The organism is Lactobacillus sp. UMNPBX4 (assembly GCF_002554115.1).
GTDB lineage: Bacteria > Bacillota > Bacilli > Lactobacillales > Lactobacillaceae > Lactobacillus > Lactobacillus gallinarum.
In genome coordinates this window covers 14,011-38,731 of record NZ_PCZF01000004.1, presented here as the reverse complement: position 1 = coordinate 38,731, position 24,721 = coordinate 14,011, and the positions used below count along the sequence as shown (strand labels likewise).

25 protein-coding genes are annotated in these 24,721 nt (G+C 36.1%); all 25 read right to left on the bottom strand.

Annotated elements, in window-relative coordinates:
• Positions 1 to 5: 5 nt before the first annotated feature.
• Entirely contained in the window at positions 6 to 2,360 is a 2,355-nt protein-coding gene (locus CP355_RS01520) for an ATP-dependent RecD-like DNA helicase (protein WP_098043742.1), read from the bottom strand.
• Positions 2,360 to 3,004 (bottom strand): lipopolysaccharide assembly protein LapB, encoded by a 645-nt coding sequence (locus CP355_RS01515; RefSeq protein WP_098043741.1) that lies wholly within the window; start codon positions 3,002 to 3,004, stop codon positions 2,360 to 2,362. The genes CP355_RS01520 and CP355_RS01515 overlap by 1 nt, the downstream gene beginning before the upstream one ends.
• The gene (locus CP355_RS01510) at positions 3,004 to 3,663 is read right to left on the bottom strand and encodes a histidine phosphatase family protein (protein ID WP_025005037.1); all 660 of its coding nucleotides are present in this window, start codon (positions 3,661 to 3,663) and stop codon (positions 3,004 to 3,006) included. Before CP355_RS01510 ends, CP355_RS01515 begins: the two co-directional genes overlap by 1 nt.
• Before the next feature lie 92 nt (positions 3,664 to 3,755).
• Positions 3,756 to 4,883 carry a tRNA 2-thiouridine(34) synthase MnmA gene (gene mnmA, locus CP355_RS01505; protein ID WP_098043740.1) on the bottom strand — a complete coding sequence of 376 codons (1,128 nt, stop codon included), beginning with the start codon at positions 4,881 to 4,883 and terminating at the stop codon, positions 3,756 to 3,758.
• A gap of 7 nt (positions 4,884 to 4,890) precedes the next feature.
• Positions 4,891 to 5,232: a DUF1831 domain-containing protein gene (locus tag CP355_RS01500; protein WP_025005039.1), complete on the bottom strand. Its 342-nt coding sequence runs from the start codon at positions 5,230 to 5,232 to the stop codon at positions 4,891 to 4,893.
• Positions 5,233 to 5,279: 47 nt separating this feature from the next.
• Positions 5,280 to 6,437: a cysteine desulfurase family protein gene (locus tag CP355_RS01495; RefSeq protein WP_098043739.1), complete on the bottom strand. Its 1,158-nt coding sequence runs from the start codon at positions 6,435 to 6,437 to the stop codon at positions 5,280 to 5,282.
• Between the two features lies 1 nt (position 6,438).
• The gene (locus CP355_RS01490) at positions 6,439 to 7,134 is read right to left on the bottom strand and encodes a 5'-methylthioadenosine/adenosylhomocysteine nucleosidase (protein ID WP_098043738.1); all 696 of its coding nucleotides are present in this window, start codon (positions 7,132 to 7,134) and stop codon (positions 6,439 to 6,441) included.
• Positions 7,135 to 7,152: 18 nt separating this feature from the next.
• Positions 7,153 to 7,461 (bottom strand): hypothetical protein, encoded by a 309-nt coding sequence (locus CP355_RS01485; protein WP_098043737.1) that lies wholly within the window; start codon positions 7,459 to 7,461, stop codon positions 7,153 to 7,155.
• A gap of 2 nt (positions 7,462 to 7,463) precedes the next feature.
• Positions 7,464 to 8,033, bottom strand: coding sequence for an NUDIX hydrolase (locus tag CP355_RS01480; protein WP_025005043.1), 570 nt, complete (start codon positions 8,031 to 8,033; stop codon positions 7,464 to 7,466).
• A gap of 19 nt (positions 8,034 to 8,052) precedes the next feature.
• A complete protein-coding gene (locus CP355_RS01475; RefSeq protein ID WP_003627651.1) occupies positions 8,053 to 8,256 on the bottom strand; it encodes a cold-shock protein in 204 nt (67 codons plus the stop codon).
• On the bottom strand, positions 8,256 to 11,039 hold the full coding sequence (gene ileS, locus CP355_RS01470; protein WP_098043736.1) for an isoleucine--tRNA ligase: 2,784 nt from the start codon (positions 11,037 to 11,039) through the stop codon (positions 8,256 to 8,258). The genes CP355_RS01475 and ileS overlap by 1 nt, the downstream gene beginning before the upstream one ends.
• A 220-nt stretch (positions 11,040 to 11,259) precedes the next feature.
• Positions 11,260 to 12,057, bottom strand: a complete 798-nt coding sequence (locus CP355_RS01465) for a DivIVA domain-containing protein (protein WP_087175793.1) — start codon at positions 12,055 to 12,057, stop codon at positions 11,260 to 11,262.
• Positions 12,033 to 12,833, bottom strand: coding sequence for an RNA-binding protein (locus tag CP355_RS01460; protein ID WP_087175792.1), 801 nt, complete (start codon positions 12,831 to 12,833; stop codon positions 12,033 to 12,035). The genes CP355_RS01465 and CP355_RS01460 overlap by 25 nt, the downstream gene beginning before the upstream one ends.
• Positions 12,833 to 13,135 carry a YggT family protein gene (locus CP355_RS01455; protein WP_087175791.1) on the bottom strand — a complete coding sequence of 101 codons (303 nt, stop codon included), beginning with the start codon at positions 13,133 to 13,135 and terminating at the stop codon, positions 12,833 to 12,835. The genes CP355_RS01460 and CP355_RS01455 overlap by 1 nt, the downstream gene beginning before the upstream one ends.
• Positions 13,135 to 13,575, bottom strand: a complete 441-nt coding sequence (locus tag CP355_RS01450; RefSeq protein WP_025005048.1) for a cell division protein SepF — start codon at positions 13,573 to 13,575, stop codon at positions 13,135 to 13,137. The genes CP355_RS01455 and CP355_RS01450 overlap by 1 nt, the downstream gene beginning before the upstream one ends.
• Positions 13,576 to 13,592: 17 nt before the next feature.
• Complete coding sequence (gene ftsZ, locus CP355_RS01445; protein WP_087235781.1) at positions 13,593 to 14,951, bottom strand: cell division protein FtsZ; 1,359 nt, start codon at positions 14,949 to 14,951, stop codon at positions 13,593 to 13,595.
• 14 nt (positions 14,952 to 14,965) lie between these two features.
• Positions 14,966 to 16,324, bottom strand: coding sequence for a cell division protein FtsA (gene ftsA, locus CP355_RS01440; RefSeq protein ID WP_025005049.1), 1,359 nt, complete (start codon positions 16,322 to 16,324; stop codon positions 14,966 to 14,968).
• Positions 16,325 to 16,386: 62 nt separating this feature from the next.
• Complete coding sequence (locus CP355_RS01435; protein ID WP_098043735.1) at positions 16,387 to 17,244, bottom strand: cell division protein FtsQ/DivIB; 858 nt, start codon at positions 17,242 to 17,244, stop codon at positions 16,387 to 16,389.
• A 16-nt stretch (positions 17,245 to 17,260) separates the two neighbouring features.
• Positions 17,261 to 18,367, bottom strand: coding sequence for an undecaprenyldiphospho-muramoylpentapeptide beta-N-acetylglucosaminyltransferase (murG, locus tag CP355_RS01430; protein WP_087175788.1), 1,107 nt, complete (start codon positions 18,365 to 18,367; stop codon positions 17,261 to 17,263).
• A gap of 1 nt (position 18,368) precedes the next feature.
• Entirely contained in the window at positions 18,369 to 19,748 is a 1,380-nt protein-coding gene (murD, locus tag CP355_RS01425; RefSeq protein ID WP_098036559.1) for a UDP-N-acetylmuramoyl-L-alanine--D-glutamate ligase, read from the bottom strand.
• Between the two features lie 9 nt (positions 19,749 to 19,757).
• The gene (gene mraY, locus CP355_RS01420; RefSeq protein ID WP_025005053.1) at positions 19,758 to 20,726 is read right to left on the bottom strand and encodes a phospho-N-acetylmuramoyl-pentapeptide-transferase; all 969 of its coding nucleotides are present in this window, start codon (positions 20,724 to 20,726) and stop codon (positions 19,758 to 19,760) included.
• Between the two features lie 6 nt (positions 20,727 to 20,732).
• On the bottom strand, positions 20,733 to 22,892 hold the full coding sequence (locus tag CP355_RS01415; RefSeq protein ID WP_098043734.1) for a penicillin-binding protein: 2,160 nt from the start codon (positions 22,890 to 22,892) through the stop codon (positions 20,733 to 20,735).
• On the bottom strand, positions 22,892 to 23,254 hold the full coding sequence (gene ftsL / locus CP355_RS01410) for a cell division protein FtsL (RefSeq protein ID WP_087175785.1): 363 nt from the start codon (positions 23,252 to 23,254) through the stop codon (positions 22,892 to 22,894). The genes CP355_RS01415 and ftsL overlap by 1 nt, the downstream gene beginning before the upstream one ends.
• Positions 23,255 to 23,267: 13 nt before the next feature.
• Positions 23,268 to 24,215, bottom strand: a complete 948-nt coding sequence (gene rsmH / locus CP355_RS01405) for a 16S rRNA (cytosine(1402)-N(4))-methyltransferase RsmH (RefSeq protein ID WP_087175853.1) — start codon at positions 24,213 to 24,215, stop codon at positions 23,268 to 23,270.
• A gap of 4 nt (positions 24,216 to 24,219) precedes the next feature.
• Positions 24,220 to 24,651, bottom strand: a complete 432-nt coding sequence (mraZ, locus tag CP355_RS01400) for a division/cell wall cluster transcriptional repressor MraZ (RefSeq protein ID WP_087175784.1) — start codon at positions 24,649 to 24,651, stop codon at positions 24,220 to 24,222.
• Positions 24,652 to 24,721 lie beyond the last annotated feature (70 nt).

Genomic DNA, 24,721 nt, shown 5'->3' with positions numbered 1-24,721 from the left:
TCTTTTTATAATTTAATATTTTCCATTCCAATCATTGGATCTATCTCACCTGAATAAATCTTTTCAGGCGTCAAAATATAATCTTCTGGTTCTTGTTTTTCAGATTCAGGTGCTGCAACTTCATCTTTTGTTTTTTCTTCACTAGTTTCAGTAACTTTAATACCCAATTGAGCACAGATTTTATCTGCCAATCCAGTTTTTCGATCATTTCCTGGCGTATTAAAAGCTGCTGCAAAGGCTCGTGGATCTCCTACTAAAACCAAATTTTTCTCAGCTCGAGTAATCGCCGTATAAAGCAAATTTCGTTTAAGCATCACATAGTTCTGCATAGTCAAATTCAAGATAACTAATGGAAATTCTGAACCTTGTGACTTATGAATAGTAATCGCATACGCTCTGGTTAAATCAGTTAAATCTTTTTTACCAAAACTTACTTCCCGATCATCAAAATTAGCAACCATGCATTCTTTAGAATTATCTTCATCGATACTAATTATTTTACCAATTTGGCCATTATAGATATCTTTTTCAGGATTATTTTGCAATTGTAAAATTCGATCACCAATTCTGAAAATTTCATTGCGTACTTCTAAAAATTTACTCTTAGCTTTAGGCGGATTCATTATTTCTTGAATAACATCATTTAAATTGTTTACTCCGCCGCTACCATGATACATGGCACTCAATACTTGGACATCATCCTTATCAAAGCCACGTTTTAAAGCTAATTTGACAATTTGTCCTACTGCATCCCCCACCAACTCAGGTCTACAGCTAATAAATGAATAATTCTTAGTCTTCTTAAATAAAGCTTGTTGGTCTCTGCCCTCATTTACATCGTGAGCCAGCGTAATAATCGTTGACTCATCCCCTTGTCGGTGAATTTGCTTTAAAACTGTAGTCGGAAAAGCATGTGACTTAATTAAATCGCTAAATACGTTCCCCGCACCGACAGAAGGTAACTGATCCTTATCTCCTACAAACACAATATGACGAGTTTGGTTAATGCTAGAAAGAAGCTGCTTAAACAAGAACATGTCGACCATAGACATCTCATCGATGATCAAAATTTCACCATTTAGCTCATTTAGATCTTCAGCATTTGCGTCTCCAATGCCTAACCCTAGAAGTCGATGAATCGTTTTGGCACTAATTCCGGTTATTTCTCCCATTCTCTTAGCAGCTCTACCAGTTGGCGCTGCTAATAAAAATGGTGGATCTTCACTATATAGCGATGAAGCAGGTATTTCTGCCAATTTTCTTAATGCTAGCAATATTCCATTGATAATAGTGGTTTTACCTGTCCCAGGACCACCTGTCAAAATCGAAATAGGATTGTTCAAAGCATTCTTGATAGCAAGCTTCTGTGTGTCATCATACTTAATTTTTAATTCTTGCTCCGCATCCTTGATAGCTTGTTCAATTTTCTTATCGCTATACTGTTCATCATCCTGTGCTTTTCTACTTTCCATCAAACTCTTCATAGAACGGGCAATATCGACCTCTGTTTGATAAATATTTTGTAAAAAAGCATTTTCACCATCAACTATTACTTTGCCCTTTTTCTGCAATTCATTTACACAAATCGCAATTGGATCAAATTGTGGGATTTGCAATAATTCTTTAGCACCAGTCAGTAAATCGGATAGTGGAACATAAGTATTGCCTTCACCACTCAAAGCGTCTAGCAGAACCTGATAAATGGCCCCATTTATTCTTCTTGGATCATCATTGGGTATCTCCAATTGCTTGCCGATGGTATCTGCCGTTTTAAATGCATAACCTGTAATTTCATTAACGGCAGCATAAGGATCCTCTTTTAATTTATCTAGAGCTGCTCCATGATAACATTGGTAAATCCTAGCGGCTACCTGTTTCCTTATTCCATATTGAGCTAGTTTTAAGACGATTTCAGAATAAGAATCCATCGAATTTAGACCCGACAATAAGCTATCTTTTTGCTTTTTAGTTAAAGATAACGTGTCGATTTTAGCAGGATTTTCTTTTAAAACATCTAAAGCATTTAATCCCAATTCTTCAATAATGGTACCCGCTGTTTTTTTACCAATACCTGGGAATTTATTAGAACTCAAATAATTAGTGAGTGAGCCTTCTTCATGAGGCATGATCGGCTTATAGCTATTAGCGCGAAATTGTAAACCGAATTTTTCATGCATAACCAGTTTACCATCGAAGCGATAGCTACTACCAATTTGCACATCACCAAAATTACCAGTTACCTTAATTTCGCTACGTGAATAATTTTCGAGTGAACCAATGATTTCAACATCGAGGATTTTATATAAATCTTTATCATTTTCAAAAACAATCCCGTTAATTTTACCGGTGAATTCGCTCATTACTTTTTCTTTTCCTTATCATTCAGCATTTTCATAATTGAAGCATATTGATCCATTGCCCGCTTATAGTATTTTTCATCCATTGCTTTCGCTTTTGCAAAATATGCTTCTGCCTGAGTTCGATCTTTTTCCATGGTAGAAACACCAAGCAAGAAATATATCTTAGCTGTTCGCCTATCTTTAGGAATCATGAGATAGGCTTGCTGGGCTTGAGCATTTTCGCCTAAGCTCATCCAAATATCCCCTAATAATTCTTGCACCTTATCATCAACTTTTTTGATTGTTAAAGCATACGCAAGAGCTTTTTGGCTCTGACCTAATTTTAAATAAGTTAATGCCTTCTGATATAAAGTCAAATCGTCATTAGGAATTTGGTCCAATAATGCCAAAGCTTTATCAAAATCACCCTGCATATAGTAGCTAACAGCTAAATTGTAATTTAACTCTTGCGGCTTTTTAACTAAGTGCTGCGCTTGTTCCAACAGCTGCTGTGCCTGATCTACACTACCTTGTTCAATTAAATAAGTTGATAATTGCAAATAGTTTTCAATTTTCTGTGGTTTTTGATCAATTTTTTGAACTAATAAATGAATCGCCTGATCAACCTTGCCATTATCATAAAGCTGTGCAATTTTTTTATCCATTACAGTGAATCCGTCTTTGATAACTTTCTGCCTAAATAACTAGTTTCGTTCCAAACAACTGGTTTAAAAGTCTTACCACCATCAAGCGTTTCAAGTACTGTTAAACTGGTATTGCTTAAACCGCCATTTTTACGAATATCTTTTAAAGGATAGCCTAACAAACCACCCATAATTGCTGATAAAGCTGCTCCATGACTGACTGCTAATACTTTATCATCATCATTCGGGAATCTTTCAGCCATTTCTTTAGCAAAAGACTTGCCACGAGCAATTACGTGTTCATAATCTTCACCATGTAATTCGGTGGGATCATACTTATCCGGATGATGCCAAAAGTTGTTCATTTGCTCAGGAAACTTCTTTTCTGCTTCCGCAAATTTCATTCCTTCCATATCACCTAAGTTAAATTCACGTAATCGTTCATCAATCACTACTGGCAAGTTGGCATTCATAGCATTATCAATACCTTGAGCAGTATTAAAGGCACGATCTAAAGGACTAGCAAAAATACCTCTAAACTTAGTTCCTTTTAAATGTTCACCTAACTTCTTTATATCTTTTAAGCTTTGTGGCAAGAGTGGTGAATCACCATGTCCACCTTGAAAACGACTTGCTAAATTCCATTCAGTTTTACCATGACGAACAAAATAAATTTGCATTTTTATCCCCCAAACATGTTTAATTGATATAACTAGTTTAGCACAAAGAAAAGGGCGTTCGAAAATTCGAACGTCCTTTTTTAAAATTCATTTTATACTAATTGCAATTGCTTGTCTTCTTGGTAAGCAGCATCAATATTTCCACCACCAAGACATTCTTCACCTTGGTACAAAACAAGAGCTTGACCAGGAGTAACTGCACGAGCTGGTTCATCAAAGCAAACGTCAGCAGTATTATCATCTGCATGATACTTAACAGTTACACCAACATCACATTGACGATAGCGGAACTTAGCGCTGCAGTGAAATTCCACATCATGATCTGGCTTACCAGTAAAGAATGACATATCACTAGCCTTCAAGCGACTCGCGTAAAGAAGCTTACTATCATAACCCTGTTCTACGATTAATTCGTTCTTCTTTAAGTCCTTACCAACAACAAACCATGGATCTGTTGATTCCCTAGTTGAACCTAAACCTAAACCTTGTCTTTGACCAATAGTGTAGTACATTAAGCCGGCATGTTCACCAACCACTTTGCCATCAGGGGTAACCATCTTACCTGACTTAGCTGGTAAAAATTCGCTCAAGAACTTTCTAAAGTTTCTTTCACCGATAAAACAAATACCAGTAGAATCTTTCTTCTTAGCAGTAGCCAAACCATTAGCTAAGGCAATTTCACGCACTTGAGGTTTAGTTAAGTTAGCAAGTGGGAAAATAACCTTCTTAATCTGATCTTGATTTAATTGACTTAAGAAGTAAGTTTGATCCTTATTCCCATCCTTCGGACGCATCATATGAGTAAGACCATTTGCATCTTTAACAGTTTTAGCATAATGTCCCATTGCAATATAATCAGCATCTAGATCCATCGCAAAATCTAAAAATGACTTGAACTTAATTTGACTATTGCACATTACGTCAGGATTAGGCGTTCTTCCCTTTTTGTACTCATTTAAAAAGTATTCGAAAACACGATGCCAGTATTCTTTTTCAAAATTAATTGAATAGTATGGAATACCGATTTTATCGGCAACTTTCTTTACATCTTCGTAATCTTCAGTAGCGGTACAAACACCAGAATCATCAGTATCATCCCAATTTTTCATGAAAACACCGACAACATCATAGCCTTGTTGTTTGAGTAATAATGCTGATACTGATGAATCTACACCACCACTCATACCTACAACTACTCTAGTCTTGCTATTGTCAACCATTATTCAATCAATCCTTTACCTCAAGCAATATCTTACGCTCTTCAAGATCCTTCAAAATGTAATCTAAAAGATCTACAGTTGGCGCTAATTGCTTGTTTTTAAAAATATTAACCTTTTGCAAACCATTGCGATCAGTAACAACCATCGTTAAATGAGATAAATCCTTATTAACAGTCATCTTTAACTTAGTTGGTGCATTATAAGGTGAATCATTATACAAAGGATGTTCATAATTAAAATTACCCTTAGCAGTCTTCACAAAACCAGCATCAATTAAAGCATAAAGTTTTAACTCTGGATTTAAAGTAAACTTACGTTTATCACCATTAATCACAACTATATTTGCCATATTTTCCCTCACTTATTTATAATAAGTTACTTTCTTTTTAAAAGCAACTATTTTCTTTTAGATTGAATTCTTTGAACAATTTTTACCAGATTTTCAGCAAATGATTCTACTTCTTCATCTGTATTATACCGCCCAAACGAAATACGAATTGATTCATTAATTCGAGGAGAATCTGCACCAAAACATGCAATTAATACATGTGAAGGTTCAAGTGACCCTGCGGTACATGCGGAACCACCTGAGACAGCATAACCGTTTAAATCTAAATTAGTTTGTAATGAAGTAGTAGAAACACCCTTAAACCATAGATTTAAGACATGATGAGAATATCCAGGACCATGACCACCATTGATTTTATAATCAATCTTATTTTGATCAAGTTGGTTCAAAATAAGATCTTGGAAATGCGCATATTTTGCCTGAAGATCATCATGACCAATATTGGTCAGTTCTTTAACTGCTTCGCCAAAGCCAGCAATACCGGGTACATTTTCAGTTCCAGCACGACGTTTAGTCTCCTGTTCACCGCCTAAAACCAAATTTGGCAAATCAATATCAGAATTCTCATACAAAAATCCTAAGAATTTTGGTCCATTAATTTTATGAGCAGATACTGATAATAAATCAATATTCATTGCTTTGACATCAATATCAATCGTTCCCATGCCTTGAACATTATCAACATGGAAATATGCATTGCTCTCTTTGACCAATTCGCCAATTTCTTTAAGTGGCATAATGGAACCTACTTCATTATTTACGGCCATAATCGATACTAAAATTGTATCTGGCGTTAATTCTTTTTTCAGTTCATCTAAAGAAATATGTCCCGTCTCATCAACATTTAAATAGACAACGTTGTAGCCTTCATCTTCTAATCGCTTCATAGGATTTAAAACTGAAGGATGTTCAATTTGCGTGGTAATAATCTTCTTACCAATATTTTTTCGACTGTATGCTGTACCAAAAATGGCAGTATTATTACTTTCTGAGCCACCGGATGTAAAGATAATTTCATTATCTTTAGCATTAATACTTGCGGCAATTTGATGACGAGCTCGATCAATCACATTTCTTGCTTGACGTCCCAACTCATAAGTACTTGATGCATTACCAAAATCATTTTTCATTTCATCAGTAATTACATCAATTACCTTAGGAGACATAGGAGTAGTCGCAGCGTTATCCAAATAAATTTCACGCACGTTAATTCATCTTTTCTACGTAATCACTAATTAATTTAGCAGCCTTAGCTCCAACCTTTTTAACAAATACATCAAAGTCTTCACTTGCACTGCCATCACCATTATCAGAGATTGCCCGCATTGCAACTAATGGCTTATTAAAAGCATGAGCAACTTGAGCAAAAGCAGCACCTTCCATTTCACAAGCTAATGCATCAGGGAAGTTCTCTTTTATTTCATCCTTTTGCTTAGTTGAAGCTACAAATGAATCTCCAGTAACTACTAATCCTTCACTAAAAGCAACATTTTGCTTTTTAAGATATTCAGCGAATGCAGCTCTTTCTAGTGAATCAAGTACAAATTGAGCTGGTTGTTGTGGGATTTGGCCTTCTACATAATCACCTGCAGCAGTATTATGAGCATCATAATACATGAAGACATTAGGCAAAACTAAATCTTCTTGATGAATATCCTTATGTAAAGCACCGGCGGAACCAGTCATAAAGATAACATCAATATCTACATTGCTTAACAAACTAGCTAGGTTCATCGCAGCTTGAACTTTACCAATACCACTCAAACCTAAATAAACATCATTTCCGTTAACAGAAAAATGTTCGAATTCAGTTGATCCGAACATTTCTTTTTTTTCTGCGTGGAAATGATTACGATAAAATTCGGCTTCTTCAGCCATTGGAACAATAATCGCAATCTTCATAAATTTCCTCGTTTCAAATTATAAATGAAATAATGCTAAAAGCACTAAAATAATTAAAACAAACACTATCAGAATAGCACTGTTCAGTCTTTTTTTCAGTTTTAAAGACTTTTCTTCGCGCATCTTTTCTTTATCGATAGGCTGCTGTGCTTGATAAAACTCCTCTCCATCGCCTTCCAAAGGACGTCTTCTTTCAGAATCATCCCTTTGAAAATCAGGATTAACATTAACTTCTTCTGTTGCATCATTATCAGTAAAAGCAGATTTAACTTTGTCTACTAAACTTTTTTTCTGTCTTTTACGATAATCAGAACGCTTTTCTGTCATGATTACTTATTACTTTCAGCTTGAGCATTGCGCAATAGCATATTTTCCCAAACAGAAATGGCATAAATTGTCTTAGCATCGACAATTTTTCCTTCTGCTAATAAATTCTTTAATTCATCTAAACTATACCAATCAGAAGTTAAAAATTCATCTGCATCTAATGATCTCTTTTCAGTCAACTTAGTTAACGTATCACAATAGAAAAGATGCATTTTTTCATCACAAAAGCCTGGTGTAGAATAAAATTCACTAACTTTTTCCCAATATTCTGCCTTGTAGCCGCCTTCTTCATTCAATTCACGCTTCATAGCATCAAGAGGACTAGTGTCAGTTGGGTCAACAATTCCAGCTGGAATTTCTAAAGTGACTTGCTTGATAGCTTCACGCCATTGTTTTACCAAAAGCATTTCTTGTTGATCATTAATTGCAATAACACAAGATGCAGGGCGATGCTTAACTATTTCTCTAGTCGCAGTATCGCCATTAGGTAATTTGATTTTTCGAACAGATAAATCCAAGATTCTACCTTGAAAAATCTGTTGCGATGAGATTTCTGTTTCTTCTAAATCCACTAAGTCTCATCCTCCTTTTTTAAGCTAAATATACATTAACACATTGTAGGCCATTTTTTCCTTGAGCTAATTGATATTGTACTCGATCGCCTACTCGTAATGATTTATAGCCTTCTTCCTTAATAGCTTTATAGAAAACGAAGTACGATTTGTGGTTGCGATCGTCTTCAATAAAGCCATAACTGCTTCCTTCATCAAATTGTTTAACAGTACCTAAACGCATTATTTTTCTAATCCTTCTTGTACTGCTTCAGGGTAGTTTGCTTCAACAATTTCTGCACAACGACCACAAAGCATTGGTAACTTAGGATCTGCACCAATATCAGTTCTAATCATTCTACAACGTGGGCAAGCTTCACCTTCAGCATGCTTAACTACAACAGCAGCATTAGCAAGTTGTTCAGCGTCAGCTGGAGCTGGATCATCTGAAATAGTTAACTTAGAAACAATTAAAATTTCTCTGAAGTCAGCGTCTAATTCATCAAGCATGGCCTTAGTTTCTTTATCTGGATAAATTGTTACGGCTGCTTCAAATGATTTACCAATCAACTTCTTGTTTCTTGCATCTTCAAGTGCCTTCAAAACATCATCACGCAACTTCATGAATTTAGCCCAGTTTTCAAGCAATTCATCGCGATTTGCATAGTTTTCTACTTTTGGCATATTTGCAAGTTGAACGTAATCTTCGTCTTCCTTCAAGAAGCCCCAAATTTCTTCCATAGTGTGTGGCAAAATTGGAGTCAAAATCTTAGCCAACTTAACTGCAGCATCATAGATAACTGTTTGCATTGAACGACGTGCATGACTGTTTTCAGCTTCAATGTAAAGAACGTCCTTGGCAAAATCAAGATAGAATGCTGAAAGATCATTAGAAATGAAGTTAAAGACCTTCTTGAAGACAGTAGTAAAGTCAAACTTATCGTAAGCTGCTAAGCATTCTTTGATTAAGTCATTTAACTTAACTTCCATGTATTGGTCTACTGAACGAAGATCATCGTAAGCAACACGATTTTTCTTAGGATCAAAGTCGCTAGTATTAGCAAGCATGTAACGGAAAGTATTTCTGATCTTTCTGTAGCTTTCTGCAGATTGTTGCAAGATTCCCATTGAAACAGCAACGTCTGACGTAGTATCAGCTTGAGCTACCCAAAGACGAATAATTTCTGCACCCATTTGCTTGATTACGTCATTAGGTGAAATAACGTTACCAAGTGACTTAGACATCTTGTGGCCCTTATCATCCAAAACGAATCCTTGAGAAAGAACTTGCTTGTATGGAGCTTGACCAGTGACAGCAACTGAAGTAATCAAACTTGAGTTAAACCAACCACGATATTGGTCACTACCTTCAAGGTAAAGATCAGCTGGGTAATGTAAACCATCACGTTTTTCCATGACACCTGACCATGATGACCCAGAGTCAAACCAAACATCAAGAATATCCTTTTCCTTAGTGAATTCACCATTTGGTGAGTGTTCTGAAGTAAAGCCTTCTGGCAATAATTCCTTAGCAGTATGAGTATACCAAGCGTTTGAACCTTCTTTTTCGAAGATCTTAGCAACATGTTCAATTGTTTCTGGAGTAACGATTGGTGTGTCATCTTCAGCGTAGAAAATTGGAAGTGGAACACCCCATGCACGTTGACGTGAGATTACCCAGTCACCACGATCTTTAATCATGTTGTAAAGACGAGTCTTACCCCATGAAGGGATGAAGCTCGCTTTTTCAATTTGATCAAGAATTTGATCTCTAAACTTAGCGATTGAAGCAAACCATTGAGTAGTTGCTCTAAAGATAACTGGCTTCTTAGTACGCCAATCGTGTGGGTATGAGTGAGTAAAGACCTTAAGCTTAAGAAGTGCACTAGCATCCTTTAACTTTTCGATCATTAACTTATCTACGTCTTGGTAAAACATGCCCTTAAGTTCAGGTACTTCATCAGTGTAGCAACCGTGAGCATCTACTGGACTGAAGATTGGCAAGTTATATTTTTGACCAACGTTAAAGTCGTCTTCACCAAAGCCAGGTGCGGTATGAACTAAACCAGTACCATCATCCAAAGTTACGTGGAAGCCTTCAATTACAAGACTTTCCTTGTCATAAATTGGATGCTTAGCCTTCATGTATTCCATGTCGGCACCCTTAACTGTTTGAACAACCTTATAGTCATCCCAACCGATTTCTTCAGCTACTTTATCAAGCAAGCCAGTAGCAACAACGTAACGTTTATCGCCAACTTGAACTACTGAGTAATCAAACTTAGGATTTACACAGATTGCTTCGTTTGCTGGAATAGTCCAAGGAGTAGTAGTCCAGATTACGAAATAAGTATCCTTAGGATCGATGATGCCTTTACCGTCAGTTACTGGGAAAGCAACGAAAATTGAATTTGCTTCAACATCTTTATATTCAACTTCAGCTTCAGCTAAAGTAGATTCACTTGACCATGACCAGTAAACAGGCTTCTTACCCTTGTAAATGTAACCCTTCTTGTACATTTCACCAAAGACACGAATTTCTTGTGCTTCGAAGTCATGTTGCAAGGTAACATAAGGATGATCCCAATCTGCCATCACACCAAGACGCTTAAAGTCATTCATTTGCTTTTGAATTTGTTCTTCAGCATATTGACGACAAAGTTCACGGTACTTAGCACGATCCATACTCTTACGGTCTACGCCTTTTTTAGCAAGTTGTTGTTCTACTGGAAGACCGTGAGTATCCCAACCTGGTACGTATGGTGCATAGTAACCATTCATGTTCTTGTAGCGAACAATGATATCCTTTGAGATCTTGTTCAAAGCATGTCCCATGTGGATATTACCATTGGCAAATGGAGGGCCATCGTGTAAGTCAAAACGAGGCTTACCTTCATTAAGCTTTAATCTTTGTTCATATAATTTATTTTCACGCCATTGCTTTTGCCATTCTGCTTCACGAACTGGCAAATTACCGCGCATTTTAAATTTAGTTTTACCTAAATTAAGAGTGTCTTTAATTCTCATTAACAAATTCCTTTCTAAAAAAGAAAACCTCGCCCTAATTAGGACGAGGTTAACCGTGGTACCACCTAAATTGAACTTAAAAAAGTTCCACTTAATTTGCGTAACGTGCAAAAAACGTTTAGATCATTCAGACAGCTGATCAACCTTTAGGCTCTTATGCTAATCTTCCACCAACATTAGCTCGCTGAATTGCCCTCAAGTTTTACTGCCAATCTAATTTTTATTTTTTGTAATCATCCGGGAAAACAATTGTTGGACCTGATGAACTCTTAGGTACTTCAGGTTTTAAATTAATTGTCTCATGATGCGGACTATCGCCTGTCATTGGCTTAGGAGTAGTTTCTTCTTCATCATCAGAATCATCTGACAACTCCTCATCCAAATCATCAGGTTCTTGAGAAGAGTTTACGTCATTTACATCATCGTTGTCAATATCTTCATCATCGATTGCAGTTTCATTTGCGATTTCTTCTTCTTCACCGATTGGTTCTGCACCATTACCCGGATAAAATCGTTCCGTATGGAAATATTCATCTAAAGCATGCTGCCAAGTTTCATCATTTAAATTATTTATCTCATTTTGGAGCATTGCTTGCATATGACTACGAAATTCGCCTATTTGTTTCTTTAAACGCTTGTAATCATTAGAGATAACTTCTTGCTGTTGTTTTTGATAGCCAACTTCTGTTTGAGCTTCCTTTTTAGCATCATCCAGAATACGTTTGGCTTCTGCTTCCGCATTTTCTTTTAATTGATCTACAGTTTTTTGAGCAGAAATAAGCGACTTCTTCATATTACTATACTCATCTACTTGAGCCTGCATATCTTCTACTTTTTTATTTAAAGATACTACTTCGTTCTTTAAATCTACTACTTGATCAAGTGCATCCCCATAATTATCAACAACATCATCTAAAAAACTATCCACTTCATAGCGATCATATCCATTACGACCTCGATGCTTAAATTCCTTATTATGAATATCCATCGGCGTCAATTTCGTTTCTTTGTCTGCCAAAGTTTTAGCACCACCTTATATTTTCCTTTTCTTGTAGCCGAAACATTTTCAATCAAAACACGCCCAAAATGCCTCAAACTCAAAATATCATTCTCTTTAACCATTATATTAGAATCTGCTATGTCATGCCAATTTAATTTGACTAAATGGTTTTCAATCATTTTTTGAATCTGACCACGACTTTGTTTGCTAATTCCAGATAGTACTGCATCAATTCTCATTGAAGCAACAATTTCTATCTTTTCCGTTGAATCATCCTTCGGCACTAGAACATCTTTAAAAGAAATCTCTCTTAATTTTACTTGTGCTCTTCCAATCCGAGTAACCTGCTCTTCAAAAAAATCCACTAATTCTTTTTTAGCAAAAAATTGCCATTTACCATTTTCATCAGTAATTATATCGCCAAAAGTATCAGTCTCAATTCCAGAATTAGCCAGGGTACCTAAAATCGCACTATGATTAATTTTGATAAATTTTTGTGGATATTCAATTTCATATGGCTGAATTAAATAATCGCTGGGTTGCAAATTAACCCATTCCTCGCTTAAATAAACACGTTTTTTCTCCGCATTCGAATATCCGCCATACTCTTGCATAAAAACATCATTACCCACGATGGTTTTTAGAATTGCTCTTTTACCCGGATCTAAAAAATCGGTTAAAATTGGTTCATGTTTAAAAATTATTTGATTAAAAAGACCAGTAAAATAATCAATTACTGGTCTTTCTTCTTGATTAAAATGTGGGTAAAACTTACTTGCTTGTCGCTTTTGCATTAACCTAACACCCTCAATAAAATATTAAAAATCCAAAATAGAACATAATTCTGTACAAAGTACAAAATGAATAATCCAATAATTGGAGAAATATCAATTCCAGTAGAATAGGCCAACTTAGCAAACGGACCTTTTCTGAACAAGTTCAAGTATGGATTTACAATCTTATCTAAAAAGCGACCAATTACAGAATTACTTAACATTGGTACCCAACTTAAAATTGCATCAATAACAATAAATAGACTGTAAAGCCATAAGATCCAAGTAAGAGCTACGTAAATAAAATGTATTACGTTTAACATTAACTTAAATTATCTTTCTTATCAATTAAGTCACTAATTTTGCCATCTGTCACAAATTTAGGTGGAGTGGCTAAAAAGATCTTGTCACCGATGCGTTGAATTTCACCGTTTAATGCATAAACTGTTCCTGTGATAAAATCAACGATTCGTCGAGCGGAACTATCTTCCATTCTGCTAAAGTTAATTACTACTGCCTTATTATTCAACAAGTTTTGTGCAACATCTTTAGCATCAGAATAAACACGCGGCTCATACAACACAATTTTACTTTTGGCTGAATTTAATCCTGATTTAATCGAAACAACATTGTCTCGACTAACAGAATTCAGAGGTAAGTTTTCATTATCATCTTTGTTTGAAGTAGCATATTCTTCTTTTTCCAATTCATCTTCATCATCATTGGAAATGCCGAAAAATCTACCCAATTTATCAAAAGCCATCTGTATCTACCTCCAAACTAGTTTTCACCACGATGTTTGAAGAATGGAATATCATCACTATCATCACTATCGTCTTGAGCACTAGTTTCAATTTGAGAAATACTATCTTGATCATCATTGCTAAAAGTATCGAAGCTTTCATGATCACCCTTTGGCTCAGCAGGCTTAGTATTTCTTCTTTGATTATCTTGATTATCGTTCAATCCCCAAACACTGGTTGGATCAACCATTGTTTGCTTTGGCTTTTCCGCTTCATGATCCGCATCTGCATTATTAGATGGTTGAACAGTTTGTGGACGGTCAACAGTTTGCTTTTCTGGTTGAACAGTATTATTAGCAACAGGTTCTGCTTCCTTCTTAGGTTGAGCCTTAATTTGGTGGCTACGTCCTGGTAATTGCTTTGATGCGGCTTCTTCGGCTTTAGAATCAATACCAGTAGCAATTACAGTAACTACCACTTCATCACCTAAGTTAGGGTTAATTGATGTACCGAAGATAATGTTGACATCATCACCAGCAGCCTTAGAAACAATTTCTGAAGCATCTTGAGCTTCAAACAAAGTAAGGTCAGGGCCACCAGTAATGTTAAGCAATACTTGCTTAGCACCATCAATTGATACTTCAAGAAGTGGTGAAGAAATAGCAAGCTTAGTAGCTTCTACAGTTCTATTTTCACCACTAGCACGACCAATACCCATCAAGGCTGCACCTTGGTTTTCCATAACAGTCTTAACATCAGCAAAGTCTAAGTTTACGTAGTCAGTTGAAGTAATCAGGTCTGAAATACCTTGTACACCTTGCTTCAAGACATTATCAGCTTCTTTGAAGGCATCCATCATTGGGGTCTTCTTATCAACCATTTCAAGCAAACGATTATTAGCAATAATAACTAAAGTATCAACGTATTGCTTTAATTGGGTAATTCCTTCTGCTGCGTTCTTAGAGCGCTTAGGGCCTTCAAAGCTGAATGGGCGTGTAACTACACCAACAGTTAAAGCACCGGTCTCACGAGCAATTTTAGCTACTACAGGAGCTGCACCAGTACCGGTACCACCACCCATACCAGCAGTGATAAAGATCATATCAGCACCCTTAAGTGCATCTTCAATTGTTTGTTCACTTTCTTCAGCAGCCTTTTGGCCCACTTCAGGATGTGAACCAGCACCTAAACCTCTTGTTAACTTAGGCCCTAATTGAATCTTGTTTTCAGCTTTATTACTGTTTAAAGCTTGAACATCAGTGTTTGCTGCAATAAATGAAACACCTTGTACACCGTCATCAATCATTCGGTTAACAGCATTGCCTCCGGCACCGCCAACACCAATAACTTTGATGACAGCATTCTTATTGTCGTCTGAATCGAATGTAAAATCCATTAAATTAACCACCTTTAATCAAAGAATTTCTTAAAGAAACTCTTCAAGCCATTAGATTTTTCTTGATTATTATTTTCTTCGTCCACTGAAGAATCATCTCTTGCGGACATTTTGTTTCTATTATAAGCTTCTTTGGCTTCACTTTCACTAGTAGAAACAGTTCTTTTAGAATTCTTGGAAGTTTTTGGTTGTGAAACTGGTTCTTCAACTACATTTTCACCAAAACCGTAAATTACACTGTTAACAAGATAGTCTACTTCTGACATCTTGTAAGAATAATTTACTATTCCATATGCAGCTGTATAAATTGGGTTGCGCATACCAATTTGATCTGGTTGATAAATACGTGCTTTAACGTTTAAACCATTGGCTGTCAAACTATCAATTCCTTGAAGTAAACTAGTTCCACCAGTGATAACAATACCACCCGGTTGCTTCAAAGCATTATGCTTGGCTAAACCCTTGCCAAGACGAGTTAGAATTTGCTCAAGACGTGCATTAATGATTTCACTCAGGTAAACTTCATCAATCATTTGCTGTCCATTTGAGCCTACACTATTAATTGCAAATTTATCATTCTTAGAAGCAAATTGCGGATCAGCAAAGCCATAATCTAATTTAATTTGTTCAGCATCACGTTTAGAAATACTTAAAACAGCAGAAATATCATTAGTGATATCGCTACCACCTTCCAAATCAATATTAGCGTATTTGATTTGGCCTTCCTTAATTACTGTTGCTGTACTTACTCCACCACCGAGGTCAATAATTACAGAACCGAAAGTCTTTTCACTTTCATTTAATGCAACACTAGAAATTGCCAATGGCGTTGGAACAAAGAAATTGTTGTGATAGCCTGCACGTTCAATTGCTTTTTTAATGTTATGCAAAGAACCTGTTGGAGCTGTTAACAAAATACCGGTTACTCCAAGTGAACGAGCAATCATCTTACGAGGATCATCAACCTCAGTTTTTCCATCAATTAAGAATCGACTAGGCAAAAAAGCAATTGCTTCACGATCATCTTTTGCAGCAGCATGAATCGCAGAGCGAATCGTTCTTTTGACATCTTCATTATTTACTTCTTGTCCTTCTTCACCGACATTAGCAAATCCAGTTGCTGTCTCTAATTGCAACATTCCTACTGGAATTCCGGCTACGACACTATAAATTTTTGCATTAGTCTTTTCTGCCACGCCTTTTAAAGCACGGCTGATAGCTGCTGCAGTCTGATCAATATCAACAATTTGACCATGTCTCATGCCTGAATTGGGCGTAGTAACTGCACCAATGACTTTACCCGAATCTGCCACAACTGCTTTCACGCTTGTGGTTCCTATATCAAGACCCACTAAAAGATTTGAATTCTCCAAAATTAAGCCCCCATTAATATTTGCCTTGAAAAAATTCTAACATAAATAAACAAGTAAAACAGCTACGATACCCCGTAGGCTTTCTTTTCACTTGAAGTTAATGGCCTGCTAAACGCACCTATTTCTAAATCAATTAAGCTATTTTTTCCAGCTTTAACTTTAATTTCGTCATAATATTTTAGTTTGCTCTTTAACGTTACGGTACTGCCAATAATTACATTGCCATCTTTCATAACTAAAATTACTTGTGACTTTCGTCTAGTGTTCCCACTTAATAATTTTACCTGGTTTTGGAATGATTTGGGCAAACTATTAAATAAGTTTAAATCTTCTTTTAAAGAAGTTGCTTTATTATAGCCAACAAAAATAGGTTTATCTTGATCGACTTTTGCCCAAGTAATTGCAGTACTGCCTAACTTGCCATTACTTAAAATCTTACGATAATCATCGCCATCTTTTAAATAGCCTACGGTTTTACGTTGATTAATTTGCAATATGAGCTGGTTAACATGACCTAAATGTGCTTGGGCACTTTGTATTTCAGGATACTTCTTAGATAATTTTTGGCTCAAATCTTTTTGTTGAAACAAATAATCAAAAACCTTATCACTGGCTTTGATCTTAGATGCCTTCACGATTCCTTTAATTGGTAAATCCGAAGCACCAATCACCTTAACCGCACTTATATTGGCCAAGGGAGAAATATAATAGCCTAGCCCAGCAATCGCCAAAACTGAAACTGACATTATTAAACCAAGCCGCCGTCTTAGTGACCGTCGTCTTTCCGCCTGTAAACTAGAAAGTGAGGCAGAAATCTTGGCTTGCGATTTACGACTATTTTTTTGTTGATTGAATTCATGATTCAAATAAGGAGATAATTCCTTTCTTGGATCAATCCTCGTTACTGGTTTCTTTGCCATCTGCCTCACCGGCCTCCTAGCGTGAAATCTCTTCCATCACTTTAATCACTTGATCAGATGCATTAGGTACACCTAATGCCTTTGAAGCCTGACTCATTTCTTTAGCGTATTTTTCATCAAGCAAAATATGATCAATTGAAGAAACAAAATTATTAGGGTTAAGATCATCTTCTGGGATGACCAAGGCTGCGCCAGCCTTCTCTAAATCTAATGCATTCTTCATTTGGTGATTGTGCGTTACATTAGGACTTGGAATCAAAATTACAGGTACACCTAATGCAGTGAACTCTGCAATACTTGTTGCTCCAGATCTTGAAACAACACAAGTCATTTCTGGTAATAAACCGGGCATGTTCTTGATGTATGGCAAAACCTTAATATTATTACCAATATCTACGTTCTCTAACTTCTTTTGAACTGAATCAAAATAGTAAGTACCTGTAGCCCAAATAATTTGGTATGGCTTAGTCTTTAAATTCATTAATGACTTAAGCATAATTCGATTGATAGCTAAAGCACCACGGGAACCACCAAAAACTAAAACAGTTGGCATTTCTGGACTAAGTCCCCACTTCTTCTTTATATCAATCTTTTCTTCATGTAAGCTCAAAACCTGTTGTGATCTTGGATTACCTGTTTTAACTAGCTTCTTTTTTTCAGGGAATTCTTTTGCAGCATCGTCAAAAGTGTAACAAATGCGATCAACATAGTGGCCTAAAAACTTGTTAGCTAAACCAACAACTGAATTGGATTCATGGATCATAGTTGGAATATGCATTTTAGCTGCTTCATAAACCATAGCTCCACTAACATAACCACCTGTACCCAAAACGACATCAGGCTTAAATTCTTTTAAAATCTTCCGTGCACTCTTGGTAGCTTGCAAAAACAATTTAATGGTTTCAAAGTTTTTCAACGGATGCTTACGATTAAATCCTTGAATGTTAATTGTTTTGAAATTAACACCAGCTGCAGGAACAATTTTAGATTCCAATCCTTTTTTAGTTCCGACAAATAGAATTTCATCATTTTTGCTAATTCCACGTTCTTTCAAACGTTCAATAATTGCCATAATTGGGTAAATGTGACCACCTGTGCCACCGCCGGTAAATATAACTCTCATTTTATTTAGTCTTCAATTCCTTAATAAATTTTACAAAGTAATCGCCACGATCTTCAAAGGTTCTGAATTGATCCCATGAAGCACAAACTGGTGAGAATAAGATTACATCTCCAGGTTCACTTAACTCATATGCTCTTGGAACAGCTTCTTGAAGAGTATTAACAATTACAATATCTTTAATGCCAGCTTTTCTAGCAGCATCAGCTAATAGATATTTTGTTTCTCCATAAAGAACAATAGATTTAACATGCTTCTTGAACAATGGTACTAAATCATCAAACAAGAATCCTCTATCAAGACCACCTGCAATTAAAACTTCTGGTTCTTTGAATGCAGGAATAGCAACTGTAGCTGCTTCAATATTAGTTGACTTAGAATCATTATAAACCTTGCGTCCATCAAGAGTTGTTACATATTGTAAACGGTGCTTAGCACCAGTGAAAGTACTCAAAACCGCTGCAATATCATCATTATCTGCACCCATAATCTTTGAAATTGCAATTGCAACCAAGCTATTTTGTAAATTATGAATACCTGGTAATTTGATATCTGCAATCTTCATGATCTTTTCATTGTGACTCTCAAGATATTCATCACCAATAAAGTAATCTGCATTAGAATCTGTTTCTGAGAAAGTTTGCATCTTAGCAGGTGTTACTTCTTTTTCTTTAGCTAAAATATCTTTTTGATCAAAGTTAGCAATAAAGTAGTCATCACTATTTTGAGTTCTAGTAACGTTCAACTTAGCATTTACATAATTTTCAAAGGTCTTGTGATAGTCCAAGTGAACATTATTATAAATGTCGACAATAGCAGCCACCTTAGGATCAATATCTGTTACGCCAAGTAATTGGAAACTAGAAATTTCTACTACCAAGATATCATCCTTAGTTGCCTTAGGTACTACTTCAGAAATTGGCACACCAATATTACCTACTGCATAGGCATGATGACCTGATTTTTGTAAATGATGATCCAAAATTCTTTGAGTGAGCATCACAGTGGTAGTTTTACCATTTGAACCTGTTACACAAACATAAGGAGCATCACTACAACTTAAAGCAATTTCAGGCTCTGTAATAATTGGAATATTTAGTTCTTCAGCTTTTTTAACCATTGGATTCTCATATGGAATACCTGGATTTTTAACTAAATAATCAAAATGTTCTTTTTCAAGTAAATCAACTGGGTGATGTCCGCCAATTACATGAACGCCTTTAGCCTTTAGCTCTTGTGCTTTTTCATTTTTATCAAGATCAGCCTTGTCATTCAAGGTTAATTTAGCACCTAATTTTAAAAGTAATTCGCTAACTGCAAATCCACTTTTACCTAAACCTAAAACTAAAATATTCTTATTACTATAAGTTTTAATATCCTTCATTTTTTATTTTTATCCCCAAATTGCTAAATATAAAATACTACCTACTAAACCAACAATCCAAAAAACAATGTCTACTTTCCATTCTGACCAGCCTAACATTTCAAAATGATGGTGAATAGGAGTCATCTTAAAAATTCTCTTACCAGTAGTTTGGAAAGAAATAACCTGCATAATTACACTAGCAGTTTCACATACAAATACAATACCCACTAACAAAAGTGACCATGGTCTATTAAGCATAATACTTACTGTAGCAAGACCACCACCTAATGCAAGTGAGCCTGCATCCCCCATGAAGATTTTGGCAGGCTTATGGTTGAAAATAAAGAAAGCGATCAAACCGCCAATTACACTCATACAAAAGGCTAAAATAGCCAAATTCTTTTGTTTAAATGCGATATAAGCATATGTACCATAGGCTACTACAGATAACCCGGTAGCTAAGCCATCCAAACCGTCTGAAAGGTTAACAGCATTAGAAAAGCCAACTAACCAGAAAATAATGAAGATTACAAATAATGCTACGCTATGAACAACTCCAGCAAATGGAATGTATAAACCAAAATTAAAGTGATCGCTTGAAGCAATTAATACAATCACAATGGCAATAATAATTTGTAAAGCAAGTTTTTGCCATGCTCTTAAACCCAAATTTCTTTTGTAATACAGCTTGATTCCATCATCAAGGAAACCAATGATACCGTAACCTAAAAGACTGATTACTAAAATCCAAACAACTTTGTTCAAGCTATGTTGCCATGCAGCAACCCAGATAACAGAAATTACTGCTGCAATAACAAAAATTGTTCCTCCCATTGTAGGAGTTCCTGATTTCTTTTGGTGCCATTTTGGCCCTTCATCACGAATTTCCTGTCCTTCATGATGCGAATGCATAAACTTAATTAACAACGGTAAAAAAATTACCGTCAAAATTAATGAACTAATTAAAGCAACAAAACTTGCTTGCATAATACTCATCCTATGCTACTCCTTTAAATTAACTTTTATTTTTTCTCCAGATTTTAACTCTGCTCCCTTGGCCACACTTTGGCTGGTAACAGTTCCGGTTCCCTTTATGCTTAATTTAATACCTGATATATTAGAGAATTGATGTAAATCATTAAAACTCCACCCCTTCATATCAGGACAATTTATTTTACCTGAGGTATATACAAAGATCTTGTCCCCAGACTCCAATTTCTCACTGCTCTTAATTCCTTGAGCAGTAATTCTATCTTTTTCACCTACTTTAACTAAGTTAAGACCAACTTGCTTAGCTTTAGCTGAAGCTTGAGCAACTGTCATATTCTTGAAATTAGGAACACTAACAGTCGTGGTTGAATTATCACTTTTAGCCATTGTAATAATTCGACTCATCATTGGTTTAAAGATAGAAGCTAAAATCTTTTCAGCTGTTGTCCCAGCCAAATGAGGTTGCTTGATAGTTAGGTAAATACAATATCTAGGATCCTTGGTAGGGTAAACACCGACTACTGAGAAGATGTAGTTGCTATCACCTTTCAAATAGCCACCACCTTTTGGATTAGCTATTTGAGCCGTACCGGTCTTAACAGCAATATCTGCATTGCCCATCTTGTAGGCATTACCAGTACCAGATTGCTTATTAAGCACTCTCTTCATATTGGCCAAAACAACTTTTTTAGTCTTGTTGCTATAAATCTTTGAACCAACTTTTTTGATCTCATAGCCCTTAAGGGTTTTACCGTTAGAATCAGTAATCTTATCAACTAATTGTGGCTTTACCATTTGACCATTATTAGCCAAAGAACTATAAGCTTGCATCATTTGCATTACATTCACAGTAACGGCTTGACCAAAAGCAGTAATTGCTTGGTCAACTGGTGTTTTGAATGAAATGAAGCCAGGTTGTTCTCCCGGAAGTGTAATTCCAGTCTTTTGACCAATGTGGAACTTCTTTAAGTACTTATTCCAAGTCTTTGCACCCATCTTTTGTTCCAGCTTAACAAAACCAGTGTTACTTGAACGCTCAAATGCTTGTGAAAATGGAATCGTACCCCAACCAGAAGTCAACCAGTCGTGGATAGTTGAACCACCGACATTTACTGATCCTGAACGGTAATATTCATTCGGATTGTAATTGCCACTATTAACTACTGCCGGAAAAGAAAGAACTTTAAATACAGAACCTGGTTCATAAGTATCTTGAACCAAGATATTACGATATGCTTTGGTTAAACCTTTCTTAGTCTGAGGATTAAATGTTGGACGCTGTGAAGCTGCTAAAATTTTACCAGTCTTCATATCTTCAACAACTGCAGTTATCGAAGTAGGATCATATGCTTTTTGTACATCAGTCATATGTGATTCAAGATAACTTTGCAGTTGTGAATCAAGCGTCAAATATAAGTTATTACCATTTTTAACTGGTTTATATACTTGATTGCCATTAGGCATTTGATATTCTGAAGCATCAACTGAGGAAATTCTGTAACCATCAGTACCGGTTAAAGTCTTGTTGAAGTAAGCCTCAATTCCCATAGTACCAACCAAATTTTGTTCATTGGTCTTTTTATCATATACAGGCTGAGCTAAACCAACAATATGAGAAGCAAAATTACCATTAGGATAAAGTCTTGATGGCGTAGCTAAGAATTTGATTCCTGGCAATTTCATAGCTTCAATCTTTTTCTTCTGCTTACTCGTTAATCCACTACCCGCTGTACCAAATTGAACCTGGAAAGCCTTCTGCTTGGGATTCAAATAGCGATAAATTTTATCTGCCGACATCGGCAAAACTGTAGCCAACTTTTCAGCTGTTTCAGACTTATTCACAACATATTCTGGCTTATTCTTGTAGTTGATCGATGACTTATCCAAAATCGCGTAAATAGTATATAAATGTGAGTCTTCCGCAATTGCTAATCCATTCCGATCATATATCGTACCACGTGTTGCTTTAATAACTTGATTACGCTTATAAAGCTGCTTGGTACGTGCGGATAAGTTCTGTCCATTAACTGTTTTGGATATACCTATATATAAAAATCTAGCCGTAAATACAAGAAAAACCAAAGCGACAGCTACTTGGAGAAATCTCCCCACTGTAAAGCGGTAGCTGTGGGCTTTGGATTTTTGTAATTTTAAATTACTGTTTTTTTTCATTAGCGAATTGTCCTAATGTTTTTATTAATCAGAGTTAATCCTTTTTCACGCGCAATCTTGTTTAAGCGTGAAGTAGAAGTTAACTCACCAATTTCTTGACGTAAATCGGTGATCCTATTCTGTTCCTTAGCAACTGTCTGCTGAGTTTGACTTAGCTCATGTTGAGCCGAAGTTGCAGAAATACTAGAAGAAACCAAGAAGATCATCATTCCCAAGGTGACGATACTTCCTATTGCTAGTAAAGTCTTTTCTAAAATATTGTAAGGAACTTTATGCGGATCAAGGGTAATTCGTTGACGTTTCTGCGAACCATTCTGTTTTCTAGGTTCATATTCAATTTTTCTTGCTGAGCTGTCAGCCATAGCATTTTCCTCTTTATAACTTCTCTGCAACCCGTAGTTTTGCACTGTGTGAGCGGTTGTTGTTTTCTAACTCGGAAGTTGAAGCAGTAATCGGTTTGCGATTTACCAAACGAAGTGTTGGTTTCATATCGTCTGGCACAAAGGGCATTCCTCTTGGAACCTCAACCTCTGAATACTTCTTAAAAATCTTTTTAACGATTTTATCTTCATGGGACTGAAAGGTAATCACGCTAAGTCTGCCACCAGGTCTTAAAATCTTAATAGCTTCTTCAAGTGAAGCCTGTAAAACATCAAGTTCGTGATTAACAGCAACTCGTAAAGCTTGAAAGCTTTTCTTAGCTGGATGTCCTCCAGTCCTTCGTGCATACGCGGGAATCGCCTCTTTAATAATGTCAACCAATTCAAAGGTTGTCACAATCGGCTTATCCTTACGTCTTTCTACGATCCTATGAGCAATCTGCCGGGAGAATTTTTCATCTCCATATTGATATAAAATATCTGCTAGCTCTTTTTGACTTAAGGTATTAACTAACTGATATGCATCCGTATCTTGACTTTGATCCATTCTCATATCTAACCTTGCATTATAACGATATGAGAAGCCACGATCAGCTTGATCAAACTGAGGTGATGAAACACCTAAATCGTAATATATGCCATCTATTCCATCTGCGTAACCCAGCTTAACTAGATCCTGCTCCAGATTACTAAAGTTGTCATGTACTAATTTCAATTTAGGTTCACTATCTGGCTGCAATAAATCAGCGAAGTTCAACTCTGCCGATTTTATCGCATATTCATCTTGGTCAAAACCGACTAACGTACCAGTTTCAATTTTACTTAACAAATACTTGGCATGCCCACCGCCGCCAAAAGTTGCATCTACATAAAGACCACCGTTTTTTGGTTTTAAATTATCTATAGTTTCGTGTAAGAGTACACTGGTGTGTTTGAATTTCATAGTTTTATAGTTCAATGTCGTCCAAATTTTCAGCAATATCATCATAGTCTTCGTTAGCTTCTTCCTCAAAGCTATCCCAACGTTCCTTAGCCCAGATTTCAATTCGGTCAGAAACTCCTACAATGACACATTCTTTAGTAAGTCCAGCATGAGCTTTTAATGTCGATGTAAAATTGACACGCCCCTGCTTATCGAACTCACTTTCCATCGCACCAGAGTAGAATAAACGCATAAATTTACGCGTATTCCTCTTAGTCAACGGAAGTTTTGCTAATTTGGCTTCTATCTTTTGCCATTCTTCCATCGAATAGCCAAAAATACAGCCTTCCATTCCTCGAGTAAATACCATCTTATTTCCAATTTGATTGCGAAGTTTCGCTGGTATAATTAGGCGACCCTTGCTATCAAGATTGTGGTGATATTCACCCATGAACATGGTCTAGCCCCCTTCCACTAAATAATTTACCACAATTCACCACTCTCTACCACAAACTCTGGAAAAAAAT

Coding starts and splice junctions, on each gene's coding strand:
- CP355_RS01520 (WP_098043742.1), bottom strand. CDS start 2,360: ATGAGCGAATTCACCGGTAAAATTAACGGGATTGTTTTTGAAAATGAT.
- CP355_RS01515 (WP_098043741.1), bottom strand. CDS start 3,004: ATGGATAAAAAAATTGCACAGCTTTATGATAATGGCAAGGTTGATCAG.
- CP355_RS01510 (WP_025005037.1), bottom strand. CDS start 3,663: ATGCAAATTTATTTTGTTCGTCATGGTAAAACTGAATGGAATTTAGCA.
- mnmA (WP_098043740.1), bottom strand. CDS start 4,883: ATGGTTGACAATAGCAAGACTAGAGTAGTTGTAGGTATGAGTGGTGGT.
- CP355_RS01500 (WP_025005039.1), bottom strand. CDS start 5,232: ATGGCAAATATAGTTGTGATTAATGGTGATAAACGTAAGTTTACTTTA.
- CP355_RS01490 (WP_098043738.1), bottom strand. CDS start 7,134: ATGAAGATTGCGATTATTGTTCCAATGGCTGAAGAAGCCGAATTTTAT.
- CP355_RS01485 (WP_098043737.1), bottom strand. CDS start 7,461: ATGACAGAAAAGCGTTCTGATTATCGTAAAAGACAGAAAAAAAGTTTA.
- CP355_RS01475 (WP_003627651.1), bottom strand. CDS start 8,256: ATGCGTTTAGGTACTGTTAAACAATTTGATGAAGGAAGCAGTTATGGC.
- ileS (WP_098043736.1), bottom strand. CDS start 11,039: ATGAGAATTAAAGACACTCTTAATTTAGGTAAAACTAAATTTAAAATG.
- CP355_RS01460 (WP_087175792.1), bottom strand. CDS start 12,833: ATGCAAAAGCGACAAGCAAGTAAGTTTTACCCACATTTTAATCAAGAA.
- CP355_RS01455 (WP_087175791.1), bottom strand. CDS start 13,135: ATGTTAAACGTAATACATTTTATTTACGTAGCTCTTACTTGGATCTTA.
- CP355_RS01450 (WP_025005048.1), bottom strand. CDS start 13,575: ATGGCTTTTGATAAATTGGGTAGATTTTTCGGCATTTCCAATGATGAT.
- ftsZ (WP_087235781.1), bottom strand. CDS start 14,951: ATGGATTTTACATTCGATTCAGACGACAATAAGAATGCTGTCATCAAA.
- CP355_RS01435 (WP_098043735.1), bottom strand. CDS start 17,244: ATGGCAAAGAAACCAGTAACGAGGATTGATCCAAGAAAGGAATTATCT.
- murG (WP_087175788.1), bottom strand. CDS start 18,367: ATGAGAGTTATATTTACCGGCGGTGGCACAGGTGGTCACATTTACCCA.
- murD (WP_098036559.1), bottom strand. CDS start 19,748: ATGAAGGATATTAAAACTTATAGTAATAAGAATATTTTAGTTTTAGGT.
- mraY (WP_025005053.1), bottom strand. CDS start 20,726: ATGAGTATTATGCAAGCAAGTTTTGTTGCTTTAATTAGTTCATTAATT.
- CP355_RS01415 (WP_098043734.1), bottom strand. CDS start 22,892: ATGAAAAAAAACAGTAATTTAAAATTACAAAAATCCAAAGCCCACAGC.
- ftsL (WP_087175785.1), bottom strand. CDS start 23,254: ATGGCTGACAGCTCAGCAAGAAAAATTGAATATGAACCTAGAAAACAG.
- rsmH (WP_087175853.1), bottom strand. CDS start 24,215: ATGAAATTCAAACACACCAGTGTACTCTTACACGAAACTATAGATAAT.
- mraZ (WP_087175784.1), bottom strand. CDS start 24,651: ATGTTCATGGGTGAATATCACCACAATCTTGATAGCAAGGGTCGCCTA.